The following is a 14,143-nucleotide window of genomic DNA, read 5'->3' as shown; positions in this document are numbered from 1 at the left end:
CTGTGAACACCTTAAAAAATTCTATAAAGAGCCTTTTTCTCCAATCAAAACTGAGAAATTCTATATAAAGTCCTACTCTATTACCACTTTGTTTTACTATTCTCTACCTTTTACAAAACAATATACGGCATTGTATTCTACATATAATCTCATCAAAAAGAGAAGTTGTCGTTTCCAACTTCTCTTCCTCTTTATTTCATCAATATAAATAAGATAAGCCTCTTTATATCCTCTTGGACCTCAGCATGTGCCAACAATTCTGTTGGCTTTTTCTCTTATTAAATACGAGAACGTAAATACGCATCAATAAACGGATTAATTTCTCCATCCATAACTGCTTGTACATTACCAACTTCTGTATTTGTGCGATGGTCTTTCACAAGAGAATACGGGTGGAATACGTAAGAACGGATTTGGCTGCCCCATCCAATTTCTTTTTGCTCTCCGCGAATCTCATCTAATTGTGCTTGTTGTTCTTCTAATTTCTTTTGATATAATTTCGCTTTCAGCATTTTCATCGCATGCTCACGGTTTTTAATTTGAGAACGCTCTGACTGACATGTTACAACCGTGTTTGTTGGTAGATGAGTTATACGAACTGCTGAATCTGTCGTATTAACGTGCTGTCCACCTGCACCACTTGCACGATACGTATCTATTTTCAAATCTTCTGTACGCACTTCAATTTCAACTTCATCATTGAATTCAGGTACAACTTCACAAGATACGAACGATGTATGACGACGACCTGAAGAATCGAATGGTGAAATACGTACAAGACGATGTACACCTTTCTCCGCTTTCAAGTAACCGTAAGCGTTATGACCTTTAATTAATAATGTAACACTCTTAATACCAGCTTCATCGCCCGGTAAGTAATCAACCGTTTCTACTTTAAACCTACGTTTTTCAGCCCAGCGCGTGTACATACGTAATAACATAGAACCCCAGTCTTGTGACTCTGTTCCACCTGCACCTGGGTGTAATTCTAAAATAGCGTTATTTTTATCATAAGGATCGCTTAATAGTAACTGCAGCTCGTACTCATTCATTTCTTGAATTAAAGTTTTCACTTCTGATTCTAGTTCCTCATGTAAATCTTCATCATACTCTTCTTTAAGTAAGTCATGCGTCATTTCTAAGTTTTCGAACGTCTCATCTAACTGACGGAACCTTCCAACCATATCTTTCAGCGCATTCGCTTCATTAATCACAGCTTGTGCGCCTTGTTGGTCATCCCAAAATCCTGCGCCCATCATCGTTTCTTCTAATTCTGCAATTTGTTTTTCCTTAGTAGGAAGGTCAAAGAGACCCCCTAAAAGCCGCTAATCTCTTAGCCATTTTTTCTAATTCTTGCCTAATTTCTACTAATTCCATTTCCTTCACCTCTATGTAATTGCTGTTACTTTCATATGAAAACAAGGGAAACTCTCTCCGCTTATTACGGAGAGAGTTTAATCCTTTTCATTATACATTTTTGATGTAAAAATTTGCAAAGCAGTCTAAACTACAGTTTCTTATTACTGCCCAATGCCACAACAGTTTTTATATTTCTTGCCACTACCACATTTACATAAATCGTTGCGTCCCATTTGGTCACCTTTTACAACCGGTTTTTTCTTCGCGTCTTCGCCATCGCTTGATGGATGAACAGCTTCACCTTGAACAACTTCTTGACGCTCTAAGTTTTGCTCAATTTCAGCTTTCATAATGTAACGAGAGATTTCCTCTTCAATAGAAGCGATCATCGACTCGAACATTGCGAACCCTTCCATTTGGTATTCACGAAGTGGATCGATTTGTCCGTAAGCACGTAAATGAATACCTTCACGAAGGTGATCCATTGCATCGATATGATCTGTCCATTTCGTATCTACAACACGGAATACAACAACCTTTTCGAATTCACGTGTCTGCTCTTCAGGTAGAAGCTTCTCTCTTTCGTTATAACGCTCTAACAATTTCGCGATAATTGATTCGCTCATTTCTTCTGGAGCAAGGCGACGTAACTCTTCTTCTTTTACATCTCCTTCTTCAAGAAGGTTTGTATTTAAGTAATCGACAAGACCTTTAATGCTCCAATCTTCTTCGATTTCTTCTTGCGTATGAAGTGCAACAGCACGTTCTATCGTAGATTTCATCATACCTTCAATAATGCTGCGTAAGTTCTCTGAATCCATTACTTCTTGACGCTGTTTATAAATTACTTCACGTTGTTGACGAAGTACATCGTCGTATTGCAATAGCTGCTTACGTGCATCATAGTTATTTCCTTCCACACGTTTTTGCGCAGATTCTACCGCACGAGAAACCATTTTACTTTCGATTGGCTGTGAATCATCCATACCAAGGCGATCCATCATCGCTTTCATATTGTCAGAACCGAAGCGGCGCATTAGTTCATCTTCCATTGATAAGTAGAACTGTGTTACACCAGGGTCCCCTTGACGACCAGAACGACCACGTAACTGATTATCAATACGACGACTTTCGTGACGCTCTGTACCGATAACTGCTAGGCCAACGTTTCTAATATCGTCGCCTAACTTAATATCCGTACCACGACCAGCCATATTCGTCGCAATTGTTACAGCGCCTTTCATACCAGCTTCTGCAATGATATCTGCTTCACGCGCATGGTTTTTTGCATTTAAGATATTATGACGTACACCTTTACGTGTTAACATTTTTGAGATAAGCTCTGACGTTTCAATTGCAACTGTACCAACAAGAATAGGTTGCCCTTGCTTATGACGATTTACAATATCCTCAACAACTGCATTGAATTTACCTTCCATTGATTTGAAGATTAAATCAGCACGATCATCACGAATAATATCTTTATTCGTTGGAATTACGATAACATTCATATTGTAAATACTACGGAATTCTTCTTCTTCCGTTTTCGCTGTACCAGTCATACCAGATAATTTTTCGTACATACGGAAGTAGTTTTGGAACGTAATTGTCGCAAGCGTCATACTTTCATTTTGAATTTCTACGCCTTCTTTTGCTTCAATAGCTTGATGTAAACCTTCGCTATAACGACGACCTTTCATAAGACGACCAGTGAATTGGTCTACGATTACGATTTCGCCTTCTTGTACAACATAATCTGTATCAAGGTGCATAACAACGTGTGCACGAAGCGCCTGATTAATATGGTGAAGAAGTGCTACATGTTTTAAATCGAATAAGTTATCGATATGGAAAGCTTTCTCAGCTTTCGTAATACCATCTTCTGTTAACATTACATTTTTCGTTTTCACATCAAATGAATATTCTTTTTCATTTTCTAATGTACGAACGAATGCATTTGCAAACATGTATAGCTCTGCTGATTTTTGAGCTTGTCCCGAAATAATAAGCGGCGTACGTGCTTCATCAACTAAAATAGAATCGACTTCATCGATGATAGCAAAATTAAGTGGACGCTGAACGCACTGCTCTCTATATAACACCATGTTGTCACGTAAGTAATCGAACCCAAGCTCGTTATTTGTGCTATACGTAATATCAGCAGCATAAGCAGCTTGTTTCTCTTCACGTGACATACTATTTAAGTTAATCCCTACAGTTAGGCCAAGGAACTCATGAAGTTGTCCCATTTCGCTCGCATCACGTTGCGCTAAGTATTCATTGACTGTAACAACGTGAACACCTTTTCCTGTTAATGCGTTTAAATATACAGGTAAAGTAGATGTTAACGTTTTACCTTCACCTGTTTTCATCTCAGAGATATTTCCTTCATGTAAGGCGATACCACCCATTAGCTGTACGCCATATGGACGCATTCCAAGAACACGATTCGCTGCTTCACGAACAACCGCAAAAGCTTCAGGAAGTAGATCATCTACTGTCTCACCTTTTGTTAGACGTTCTTTAAATTCAATCGTCTTTCCTTTTAATTGTTCATCAGTTAGCGGCTTAATAGATGATTCTAATGCATCAATTTGCTCCACTGTCTTCTGCATACGTTTAATTTGGCGTTGGTTGACATCAAATACCTTTTTTAAAATACCGATCATAGGAAATACGCTCCTCTTTTATTAAAATAAAACTTCCGATTGCTTTCTTTTTCTCTTTACAATCAGTCGTTATAAAAATCAAATTTATCCCGCATTAACGGGCTGTAAAATCCCTATCTCAAAATTCAGCAAAAGCAAAAAATTAGGTATGGGATCAACTGCCCGTAAAAGCCCGATTGGTGAAGGCTAATAATCAGTGGGTGGGAAGAACCCACCACTGATTAAAGTTTCACTTTATGTTATGCCAATTTTTCTCCTAATTAAAAAACTAAAATGTATAAACCTAATGATAATTGTAACACTTGTCTTATAACTATGACAACAATCGTCCAAATGTCGAGCCGTAGATTCAGAAAAAGTTTTTATTTTATTCGTTTCAACAAATTAATAATTCTTTTCCCTACCTCTCTATTTCAAATTCATATTCCAAATTTCATATTAATTCTAAATAATATTCTTTCCCGTTCCCTTTAAAGAGAGTAGCTGGAATGAACATATTAGTAAGATTTAAATCGACAATTACAAAAGCCAAAGATTTTGCCGGTGCAGCATCCATAGATACTCACACAATGTGCAAAACCTTCAGCTTTTGATTTCTATAAACAATATCTATCATCATGTTGCAAAATATACTCAACCATAGCAATCAAAAAACAACCTTAAAATATATCGATATCACCAAAGTACTTAACACATTTTGTATAGATTTTTTCCTTTTTTAAAACTACACTTCAAGTTAATAATACCAATGCGTTTTATTAATTTATTGGTATTTCTAATTCATGATATTTCCCTTCCTTATCCTTCATAAAAGAAATGAATTTCACCTTAGTTGATTCGTTAGAAAAATTTTCATAATTTTTACCAGGGTCATCTCCTATAAAATAATTTGTCCCTATATATCCCCGTACTGTTTTACCCGCAGGTATGAAAGGATCAAACTGATATTTTACAGGTAATTCTATTGAATAAGGAATTAAATTATAAAACTCTCCTATTTTAGAATAAAACATTGTATTAGAAATAGACTTATTACTAAGCAAGTTAATATCCCGATTTGTTGTATTTGTAATATTTAAAGGTAACACATACGTCACTACTTCACGGTCTTCATAAGGATCATAAACTTTTGTAGGATCAAGAGGATCAAGCGCATGAAACTTCACTCCTTGTCCATCTTCAAAAGCTCTATTAGATAAAAACTCATCTTTTACCACTTTATAAGATTCATTATTTTGATTTAATGTTTTAAATCTAAACAAACTAGCAAATGTACATAGCAACAGACACAATCCAATGATTATTAAGACATGTTTTCTTGTCACTATTAATCTACCAACTTTCCATTATTAACATGTACAATACGATCTACTATTTCATTATCTAGAACATGCACATCATGACTAGCTACAATAATAGTCGTCCCCTTAGATTTTTCTACTTTCAAAATATCCAAAATATCTTTTATCCCATCACTATCTAAAGCATTAGTAGGCTCGTCTAATAACAATAATTTTGGTCGTTCCATTAAAGCTTGTGCTATCCCTAAACGTTGTTTCATACCTAAAGAGTATCTTTTATACTTTCTCTTATCTGTTTTATCAAGTCCAACCCTTTGAATAATATTATAAATTTCCTCATCAGAAATTTTATTGTTAATTGATGATAAAAATTTCAAGTTTTGAAAACCAGTATACCCTGGAATAAAACTTGGATATTCAATCAATATTCCCATAGAATCTGGAAATTGCTTTTGTTTTCCGATTATTTCATTATCTACATAAACAAATCCAGAATTCAAACGCATTAACCCTGATATAGCTCGTAAAATCATCGTTTTGCCAGAGCCATTATGCCCCTTCAAAACTAAAAACTCGCCTTTTTTTACCGATAAACTAATATTATCTAACACAATATTTCCTTTTAATTTTTTCATCATACATTCACATTTAATATAATTGTCCATAAATTATTCACCTATCACATCTAGTTTTTTAAAACAAAAACTACCTAATAAAATCATTACAACAACAATTACTACTCCTATTAAAAGTAAATCATTACATTGAATAGATTGATTATTACCTAAAGTCAATTGAATTGAACTGTGATCAACAAAATACCAGCGATTTGGCATAACAAAAGAGCCTAAAAAATAAATACTATGAAAGAAAATAGACATAAATAGGTACATCAACATCAGTACAAAAACAATAGTTATTGGTATATAAAACGTTAAAAACTCAAAAATTAAAGCTAATAAAAAGCTTATGATTATTTGAATTAACATAGTACCTAATATGTTATAAGAAAATTGACTATATAAATTTAAAAAAGAATACTCGCCAAAAGAAAGCAAATAGTAAACAGTAAACCAAAGAAAATACATAACAATCCAAATACTAATTATATAAAAGAACAAAGATAATATTTTCGTTAACCAAAGAAAATGCTTCTTCTTAACACGAGGAAATAAATAAACACCATTCTGTTGAATATCTGAAAAAGCAAAATTCCCTACAAGCAACAAAGGAGTGATTTGAAAAAAAATCCAATAAAAAGGGATAGAAAATCGCCCCTCCTTATAAAAGTGAGATAAATCAACAAAGTCTACTCCATGAAAAAATCGATAAAAGGTAACATCTACTAATACAGGTTCTCTACCATTAATAAGAGACTGATTGTATAAAAAAGTAAATACAATCATAGCGTAAATTAAGAATAAAAAAGCCATTATCTTGATGGAATCTCTAAACCTTACATGTAAATCTCTTTTTAACAAATGATATAAAATCATAATGTAAACTAGATCACCTCTGTTTCATCATTCATAGAAATATAACTTTTTTAGATAAAATCCATACACTTATAAAAAAGATAGAAAAACATCCAAATAAACGTATAAATAAACCCGTAGCATCTTCAAACACATTTATATAAAAAGCATTTGTAAATAAAAATCCATGTAATATAAATCTATCTAGTAAAACAGCAGTGATCATACATATTATTGCAAGTAAACTAGGTAAAAATAATTGTAACAAAGCACTTATCATACATATAAAAATATTCGCAAATAATTGAATGCAAAATAATAATGGATAATTCACAGAAATACTATTTACAGCCATCATATTTGACATCCAAAATAACTGTAAAATCATACTCCCCGCAAAAAAACAAACGAAAACTAATAATTTTAAATAATATATAGAAACTAATTTCAATGCATTATTCACTCTATAAACAACATAAATACTAAAAAAATTCGACATAGAATATATAGAAAAAACGATGGTTAAAGGAATAAATATAGTCGATAAATTATAAAACGACATAACCTTATACAAAGTTTCCAATTCGTTCATTTTCTCTTTTACAATTCCAGGTTCAAAATACTTGAACAAACAACCAATGATACTGACATTAAGTAAAAAGAGAGTACTTAACCAAACATATTTCATCCTTATAGTTTCTTTCATTACATTAGAAAAGAACATGCTTCCTACTCCCCCGTAAATAAAGAACTACAGAACAAAGCCAAATACATAACAGTACACTAAGAAAAATTTGTAATTCGAAAAAGCCGAAGTCTTTAATTAAATAATCTTTAGGATTGAGAATCCCTTTTCCAATACCAAGCCAAAAAATATGTAAAACAAACGGAACTAAATAAATAAAATAAACTCGTTTTATAAAAAACGAAATTGATAAAGCCAAACTTGAAAAAACTGCACCGTATAAACCATTTAAAAATACATACATTAGAAAATATAAAGTAGGGTACTCATAATAAACCGTATTAAATTGAGCTGTTGGCGAAACAGTAGCAGCCATATAATTTAATATTGGGTGCGGAGCAACTGTTGGATAAGTCATTGCATATAAATAAAAATTAAATAGTAAAGGAAAACTTATAATAAAAAAAGATACAATAAAATTAATAAAATAAAGTAGCTTAAAATAATAACCTGTTCCCATTTTAGAAATAACAGGATAAATAAACCCATAATTTTTATCAGTTCTATAAATTCCGGCTACAGCCATCGCGGAAAGCATAGGAAATATAAGTAGATAAAACTCACCATAAAACGACAATCTATTAAAATGTAAAACATTGGATAAATATGGAGATACCTTTATAATCCCATCATTGTTAAATCCTTTAGTTGTTACACACATAGCAATATATTGAGCAATAACAATTACTAACATAATAAATAAGGATAACCAGAACATTCTACCTTTTAAAATTCTCCCTAAAAAGTAACTCATCTATAGCTCCTCCATAAACCATTAATTAAATTTAAATCTTTTTTAATATGAATAATTGATCCGCAACACCATAACATTTATTTTCTTTATTTAACCAAATGTAACGAAAAGAAACATTGGCTCTCTCTCCTTCAAATTTAGGAAACTCAACTTCATACTGATAAACACCATTTGCATCTTTTCTTTGCACACTCTTAACTTCTTGTTTCCACTGAATTACTTTTCCATCAATTTGTTCAATCCGTCCCAAAAGATACGTTGGTTTTTTCTTATTCGTAACACCCGTTAAAAAAACATAATAATTTTCTGGTATAACTCCTGACTTTAAATTTTTATCTAAAAGCTTATCTTCTATTGCAATATCATTTCTATCTATTTGACCTTGAAAGAAATCATTACCATTTTCATTCCCGAAAAATACTTGTTCATAAATAGTATTTTTCTTAATTTCTTGCAACTGAATACTTTTTAAATTTCCTTTTTCCGTTAAAGTATCTTCAATATTTACAATAGGTTCATCTACTTTCTTTTGACAAGAAACTAAGAAACTAATACTCAATATAAAAAAACAAACTAAAATATATTTTGAAATAAGTTTCATTACAGCTCCTCCTATTTTTAAAAATTAAATAGCAGAAAAAGTCGTATAATCTAGATTAGAAACTATACGACTTTTTTTCTTAATACTCACTAAGAACACCTCCGATAATTTGTAGCATTATATTGATTTTATTTTTTCACTGAAGGAATAAAATCAATCCTTATAATGCAATATTAGGATATCAAAACCAAAATGCACTATCAATTAATTTCAGAAGACTTAACATTTTTTTTACAATTATAAAATTTTGTTAAATTAAACAAAATTAGTATGCTCATGGCAAGGAAATACTTGTAGAGATAATCACACTCAAAATCTCAATACAACCACTAAAACATATAAAAAAAGCGCAGCCATTTCGGCTGCGCTTTTGAATGATTATTTAGTTTCGATTAAACCATATTTCCCATCTTTACGGCCATATACAACATTAGTTTCATTTGTATCAGCATTTGTGAAGACGAAGAAACTATGTCCTAGCATATCCATTTGTAAGATCGCTTCTTCAACGTCCATCGGTTTTAAATCGAATCGTTTTGTACGTACAAGTTCTAATTCATCCTCTTCTACCGCATCCAGAACAGCTACTGCTTCCGGAAGGATAAAGTTAGTTTTCACAGAACCTTTCTCACGTAATTTACGGTTTACTTTTGTTTTATGTTTACGAATTTGTCGCTCAATTTTATCAACTACTAAATCAATCGCAGCGTACATATCGCTATTTGTTTCTTCTGCACGAAGTAATAAATCTGTAAATGGAATTGTTACCTCGATACGTTGCTTGTCAGAGTATACTTTTAAATTAACCTTAATCTCTGGGAATGTATCAAAATAACGCTCTAATTTACTTAGTTTTTTCTCTACATATTCCTTTAATGCTGGAGTTACTTCAATATTTTCACCACGAATGTTGAATTTCATAGATGAATTCCTCCTTTCAAGCCTATGTACTATAATTTCGACATTGGCTTAAAAACTCCTTCTAATTTTTTAAAAAATTAGTGGAATTGCGATTTTTTTATCGTTTTTTGTTGAAATGAAAAGATGCATCGTTTCTATCTTTATTTTATCCTATTAACATCGTGAATAACGAATGTAACTGTGGACAATTAGTTACAGAAAAGAAACAACTTTTTGACAACTCCTCCAAAACAAAAAAGCCCTTGTTACGAGCAAGAGCTTTCGCCATCTATATAATGCTGCTAAAAATACAGCTCTATCTTTTCCAAAAACTTAACTTTTACAGTTTCACAACATTAGCCGCTTGTGGCCCACGTGCTCCATCAACAATATCAAACTCCACTTGTTGACCTTCTTCTAACGACTTATACCCATCTTGTTGAATAGCAGAAAAATGAACAAACACATCGTCACCATCTTCACGCTCAATAAACCCAAATCCCTTTTCTGCATTGAACCATTTTACTCGTCCTTGCATGTTCATTCCATTCCCTTCACTCTTAAAATCAGGGCATTCGCCCCATATTCTGACTATAACGAATGACAAGACTGTAAGTCAAAGAAGACCTGTCGTCTTTTTATTACTCCTTTCGACATCCACATATTAACCTCTACAAAGCGTCAAACAAGAAACCTCTCTCGCTCCTCGATCATACAAAAGGCTTCCAATTTGCCTAACAGTAATTCCTGTCGTATACACATCATCCACGATTAAAACATGTTGCTCATGAAACATCTCTTCTCCCTGAAAATAAAAAGGATTAACTCCCGATATCCTTTCTTTACGCTTCTTCTTACTTTGTTTTTCTGTTTCTACTCTTCTTAATGATGTACAAAACATTTTGATAGGCAAACAAGAAGCTAGTAACTCCGCTTGATTAAAACCACGCTCGTATTCTCGCTCTTCACTAAGAGGAACCGGAATGGCAACTGAAACATTCGCAAAATATTTTTGAAAAAGACTTCGAAAAGGCTGATGAAAAATATGCACTAATTCAGCATCTCCTCGAAATTTAAACTGTGCTAATATTTCTTTCATCCCTTCATCATACACATACAACGAACGATTTATGAGAGACGGAAACCCCTGCTCGTTCGTCCACCTTATGCAGTCCATACAAATATCCCCGTTTTTATATTCAGCTGGTACAAGTTCTAAAGGCCGACCACACGCCTTGCAAATATCTCCTATAATATAGGAAAGTTTTTGTTCACATCTATCACATATATACTTTTTATGAAGCTTAACAAAAAAAGTGTACCAACTAATCGCATATGAAATATACTCATCACAAAGTAGACAATGCATCAATCTATCAGTCCTTGTTCTTTAGCATTCTTATTCATACTTTGAATATGTTTTTTCGCACGCACCATCGCCTCTGTCTTTCCATAATGAAAATAGATAACATCTCCATGCGGTTCATCAGAGCTTCTGCCAGCACGCCCTGCAATTTGAACGAGAGCACTTTCTGAAAATATTTCTTCCTCAGCTCCTAAAACTGCAACTTGCAAATTTTTAACAGTTACTCCTCGTTCCAAAATCGTCGTTGTAACTAATAAAGGGATTTCTCCTTTTCTGAAAGCTGCTACCTTCTCTTTTCTCGCCGGATCTTCTGCATGCACACCGTCAATTTGATTGTTTAATGATTTTAATAACTGGCTAATTTCTTCTACATATCGCACATGAGGAACAAATAGAAAAATGGGGTATCGTTTCGATAAGTACAAATTTAACCATTGTAATAAAGTACGAGGAATTTTTTTACGTATAAGACCCTTTTTCCAATTTCCGCACCACCGAAATATCGGAACTGGCAATGGATGACGATGGTATCGCCCTGAAATAATAACCCCTTTTTGCTTACCACTTCGCAACTTACGCTTCCACTTTTCATCTGGAGTTGCAGTTAAATAAATACGTGCTGCCTTCTCTTTCATCGCTTCGCTTACTGCATGCTGCAACATCTTATCTGCATGATACGGAAAAGCATCTATCTCATCTACAATCATGACATGGAACGCCCTATAATAACGTAATAATTGATGTGTAGTTGCAACGATTAACGCCGCATCTTTTTCTCGGTCTAAACTCCCTCCGTATAAAGCAGCTACATTTATATTTGGAAACACTTCTTGTAATCTTGGTGCTAATTCAAGTACAACGTCCGTTCTCGGCGTTGCAATACAAACTCTTTCTCCCTTTTGTAGCGCCTCTGCAATTCCGCGAAACAACATTTCTGTTTTTCCAGCCCCGCACACCGCCCAAATAAAAAATGATTCTTTCTGCTTAACAGCGTCAACGACACTTTGCGCAGCTAACTCCTGACCAGCAGACAAAACACCTTCCCACTGTAACGGATTCAAATAATTTTCTCCTTGTATTTCAGCAATCCCGCGCACAAGTACAGTACATTCACTGACCCTTCCCATCGTTATACACTTACGGCAATACGCACATACTTCACTGCACCTTTTACATAGCAATGATGCAAATAGTCGCTGCTCTATATTTCCGCAGCGCTGACACATATATTTTGAAGACTTCTTAATTACCCCTTGTACACAAACGACGTCTCGATTCCTTTTCAGATGATCCAATTTATTCTGCAAATCTGAAGAGAGTTCTTCTAACAGTAACTGTCTACCAGCTAACATCATCAATAGCCACCTCCAGCACTACTATAAATCCTGCTCTTTATCTCGTAAAAACTCAAAAAAGCCGATAACCTACTTATAAAATAGTAAGCTATCGACTTTATACACGTTTTTTATTCAATTATAAATCCTAGAATCTACCGTATCCTAAGAAATGTTTTTGGTTGTAGCTACTGCTTAAGCTAGAGTAAGCAATCCCTTTATCACCAGCATGAATCATTTGGTCGTTACCAACGTAAATACCGATGTGAGATGGACCTGCTTTATAAGTACCTTGGAAGAATACTAAATCTCCAGGTTGTGGGCTACTTACTTTAGAAACTGAGTTCCAGTAACCTGCAACGTCTTGACGACCTACACCAAATACGTAAGAAATGAATCCACTACAGTCAAAACCACCGTTTGATGGAGATGCACTCCCCCAAACATATGGTAAACCTAAGTATTGTTGTGCTTTACCAATCACACCATGAGTTGGTGGAGTTGGTGGTGCTGGTGGTGCTGGCTTTTTCTCTTCTTGTTTAGGTGTCTCTTTTTTAGGCTCTTCTTTTTGAGCTTGTCCAGCATTGTTTGCTGGAGCAGCTTGTTCTGCAGGCGCTTGCGCTGGTGCAGCTTGTTGAGCTTGTGCTTCTTTAGCAGCTTGCTCTGCTTGTTTTTGAGCAGCAGCTTCTTGTGCAGCTTTTTCTTGCGCTTCTTTTTCAGCGATTTGTTGTAATTTTAATGCCTGTTGTTCAAGCTCTTTCAATTGACCTTCCGTACTTGTCATTGTAGTTACAACTGTATCCATTTTACCGCTTAAATCGTTTACTGCTGTTGCTTTTTTCTCTTTTTCAACGTCAAGTTCTTTCTTAGCAGTTTCAATTTGAGCTTGTGCTTCTTTTAATTCTTTTTGTTTTTCTTTTACTGTCTCAACATCTTTTTTCACGTTCGTTTGATCTTCTTGTTGTGTTTTCATGATATCTTCGTCAGATTCCATAATTTTAGACACAGAAGCTAAACGATCAACTAAATCTGCAACGTTTTTAGAGTTTACAAGAACTTCTGTTACAATGTTCGTATTTGGCTGTTCTTGTAGTGCAACTAAACGTTTTCTTAATAACTCTTCACGTTTTGCAATCTTTGTTTGTAGTTCTGCAATATCTTTATTTTTATTTTCGATTAATTGCTCAGTATCAGAAACTTTTTTTGTTGTTTCATCAAGTTTTGAAGCGTTCTCTTGAACAGACTTATCCAAACCTTGGATTGTTTTGTTTAAGTCATTCATTTGTTTTTGTAATTCATCACGTTCTTGTTGTTGTTTATGTAAAGTATCATTTTGTGTGTTAATTTGTGATTTCACGTCAGAAATTTTATCTTCTGCAAATACATTTGGTGTTAGCCCTGAAAACATTAACCCTGCAACTAATGCGCAAGATGCCATTTTTAGCTTTTTCATTTTATTTTTTACACCGCTTTCTTTTTTTCATTTTCCGTATATAACCTATTAAAATTTATACCATAATTCGGGAGTTTTTTTGCTAATGTTACGGTTTTGTAAAATAAATGTAATATTACATTTATCTCTATAGCAAAGTATATCTAAATTTGTATATATATGTAGAATTTCAGGAGCCTTACACCG

The 14,143-nt window shown here is 33.8% G+C and carries 12 protein-coding genes and 1 pseudogene; all 13 read right to left on the bottom strand.

Annotated features, from left to right (window positions below):
* Positions 1-278: 278 nt before the first annotated feature.
* Positions 279-1,377 (bottom strand): peptide chain release factor 2 gene (gene prfB, locus JFU18_RS17205; protein WP_100248371.1). Its coding sequence is split into 2 segments (ribosomal slippage): positions 279-1,304 and positions 1,306-1,377, totalling 1,098 coding nucleotides; the frame shifts between segments, so codons are not numbered across the junction.
* Positions 1,378-1,520: 143 nt separating this feature from the next.
* Entirely contained in the window at positions 1,521-4,028 is a 2,508-nt protein-coding gene (gene secA, locus JFU18_RS17200; protein ID WP_002034761.1) for a preprotein translocase subunit SecA, read from the bottom strand.
* 758 nt (positions 4,029-4,786) lie between these two features.
* The gene (locus tag JFU18_RS17195) at positions 4,787-5,314 is read right to left on the bottom strand and encodes a hypothetical protein (RefSeq protein WP_201034625.1); all 528 of its coding nucleotides are present in this window, start codon (positions 5,312-5,314) and stop codon (positions 4,787-4,789) included.
* Positions 5,315-5,355: 41 nt separating this feature from the next.
* The gene (locus tag JFU18_RS17190; protein ID WP_201032116.1) at positions 5,356-5,994 is read right to left on the bottom strand and encodes an ATP-binding cassette domain-containing protein; all 639 of its coding nucleotides are present in this window, start codon (positions 5,992-5,994) and stop codon (positions 5,356-5,358) included.
* A 3-nt stretch (positions 5,995-5,997) separates the two neighbouring features.
* Positions 5,998-6,762, bottom strand: coding sequence for a hypothetical protein (locus JFU18_RS17185; protein ID WP_201032289.1), 765 nt, complete (start codon positions 6,760-6,762; stop codon positions 5,998-6,000).
* 71 nt (positions 6,763-6,833) lie between these two features.
* Positions 6,834-7,528, bottom strand: a pseudogene (locus JFU18_RS17180) (hypothetical protein).
* Entirely contained in the window at positions 7,515-8,303 is a 789-nt protein-coding gene (locus JFU18_RS17175) for a hypothetical protein (RefSeq protein WP_201034502.1), read from the bottom strand. Before JFU18_RS17175 ends, JFU18_RS17180 begins: the two are co-directional and overlap by 14 nt.
* Positions 8,304-8,334: 31 nt before the next feature.
* Complete coding sequence (locus JFU18_RS17170; protein ID WP_098632001.1) at positions 8,335-8,904, bottom strand: hypothetical protein; 570 nt, start codon at positions 8,902-8,904, stop codon at positions 8,335-8,337.
* 378 nt (positions 8,905-9,282) lie between these two features.
* On the bottom strand, positions 9,283-9,825 hold the full coding sequence (gene hpf / locus JFU18_RS17165; protein WP_002034758.1) for a ribosome hibernation-promoting factor, HPF/YfiA family: 543 nt from the start codon (positions 9,823-9,825) through the stop codon (positions 9,283-9,285).
* 319 nt (positions 9,826-10,144) lie between these two features.
* A complete protein-coding gene (gene cspC / locus JFU18_RS17160; RefSeq protein ID WP_001990088.1) occupies positions 10,145-10,342 on the bottom strand; it encodes a cold shock protein CspC in 198 nt (65 codons plus the stop codon).
* Between the two features lie 126 nt (positions 10,343-10,468).
* On the bottom strand, positions 10,469-11,173 hold the full coding sequence (locus tag JFU18_RS17155) for a ComFC family protein (RefSeq protein WP_201034503.1): 705 nt from the start codon (positions 11,171-11,173) through the stop codon (positions 10,469-10,471).
* Positions 11,173-12,522 (bottom strand): ATP-dependent helicase ComFA, encoded by a 1,350-nt coding sequence (gene comFA / locus JFU18_RS17150; RefSeq protein WP_201034626.1) that lies wholly within the window; start codon positions 12,520-12,522, stop codon positions 11,173-11,175. Before comFA ends, JFU18_RS17155 begins: the two co-directional genes overlap by 1 nt.
* A 130-nt stretch (positions 12,523-12,652) precedes the next feature.
* Positions 12,653-13,957: a C40 family peptidase gene (locus tag JFU18_RS17145; RefSeq protein ID WP_201034504.1), complete on the bottom strand. Its 1,305-nt coding sequence runs from the start codon at positions 13,955-13,957 to the stop codon at positions 12,653-12,655.
* Positions 13,958-14,143: the final 186 nt, after the last annotated feature.

Origin of the sequence: Bacillus sp. TH22 (genome assembly GCF_016651015.1) — a bacterium.
Lineage (GTDB): Bacteria > Bacillota > Bacilli > Bacillales > Bacillaceae_G > Bacillus_A > Bacillus_A mycoides.
The sequence above is the reverse complement of the archived record's forward strand: the minus strand, read 5'-3'. Positions and strand labels throughout refer to the sequence as shown.